Consider the following 1218-nt stretch of genomic DNA (forward strand, 5'->3'; position numbering starts at 1 on the left):
CAGTAGTACAGTGTACGCACTATCTTTTTAATGAGTATTATAGAATGCCGATAGCTTCTGTTAATTCACTTACTGACCTAACCTATTTTAAAAATGATTCGAAAATTAATCATTTAATAGAAAGGCACGAGGCTGGTGGTGAGAAATCAGTGATTGAGAACAAGTCTTATTTCCTGCAGAAAACAGAAGATATACTCAGTAAACGGGAAATTGATGTTTTGTAATTAGCAAGTCAGGGAATGGGAAGTAAAGAGATTGCAGACCAGCTTCATATCAGTATCAATACCATTAATAATCACAGGAGAAATATGCTCATGAGGTCAAAATGTAAAAACTTCCTGCAGCTTGTAGATATCGCGGTTAAAAACGGCGTGCTTTAAGTTAAAATAAGCTCTAGTTATCTATTAAATATTGCAGCAAGTAATCTGATGTGTGTTTTATATTTAGATCATAATCCTTTGCCATAACTGTTAAGGCCGTAATGGGTAAGGAAATTAATCCATTGGGGATATTCATCTGTTCCTTGCTCCAATATTTTTTGTACAATTCCAATGCGCTTAATAGTGTCTCATTGAAATCTTTCTCATCGTTCATGAAAATTGGAGTAAACATATCTATCACAGGGCCATCAATAAACAAAGCGTATTCATATGTTGGCTCTGGCATTTTATCTTTTTTTATTTCATTTGCTGCGGCCAAAAGATTTTGTCCGTGAGGTTCTCCTTTAACGAATAAGCGTTGTAGAAATTTGGCAAATAATAGACTATAGGCCCCTCCTTTGGTTCTTTTCTTTTGATTAACAAAATCTAAATCAATAGCACAAAATGCATGTACAATTTGCATTTTTCGTCGGGCCAGGGCGGCCATATAGCCTGTTATCCAGTTTTGCTCAGAAACGGAATAATCTACATCCTCAGGTAAAATCTGGTGCTTAGTCCCTGTTAAATTAATTTCAATTGAGTTACCTATGTTTGTGGCGATTTGATATTTCGCTAATGATGCATCTATAAATAGATCCAAGTAAAATAGCTGCTTATCAACTGGGTATTGTAAGGAAGCAGAATAGCAAAGGTTTTCGAGAGATAACCTTTCAAGTCCCCTTATAACCAAGTGGTTATTACTTAGTTCCTTAAGGTATAAATTGATGTTCTTGTCGTTGAGTATTACATTGTTTTCTACAATTTCCTTATTAAACGAATGTCTTGTTATGTGCATGAT

At 34.8% G+C, this 1218-nt stretch carries 3 protein-coding genes; 2 read left to right on the forward strand and 1 reads right to left on the reverse strand.

The features are described 5' to 3' along the window. Together AC1DDX_RS27570 and AC1DDX_RS27575 are read left to right on the forward strand one after the other, a co-directional pair. Positions 1-224: hypothetical protein (locus AC1DDX_RS27570; RefSeq protein WP_477623054.1), on the forward strand; the 224-nt coding region annotated here is incomplete at its 5' end. A 15-nt stretch (positions 225-239) separates the two neighbouring features. Continuing rightward, positions 240-380 (forward strand): LuxR C-terminal-related transcriptional regulator, encoded by a 141-nt coding sequence (locus tag AC1DDX_RS27575; RefSeq protein ID WP_477623055.1) that lies wholly within the window; start codon positions 240-242, stop codon positions 378-380. 13 nt (positions 381-393) lie between these two features. On the opposite strand, the gene AC1DDX_RS27580 is transcribed toward AC1DDX_RS27575, so the two are convergent. Beyond that, a partial coding sequence (locus AC1DDX_RS27580) for an immunity 49 family protein (RefSeq protein WP_477623056.1) occupies positions 394-1218 on the reverse strand: 825 nt, incomplete at its 5' end.

The sequence above is a fragment of the Pedobacter sp. 10L46_2 genome, assembly GCF_056395165.1.

Bases quoted from the DNA above. Each gene is read 5' to 3' on its own strand.
- AC1DDX_RS27575 (WP_477623055.1), top strand. From the start codon at position 240: ATGGGAAGTAAAGAGATTGCAGACCAGCTTCATATCAGTATCAATACC.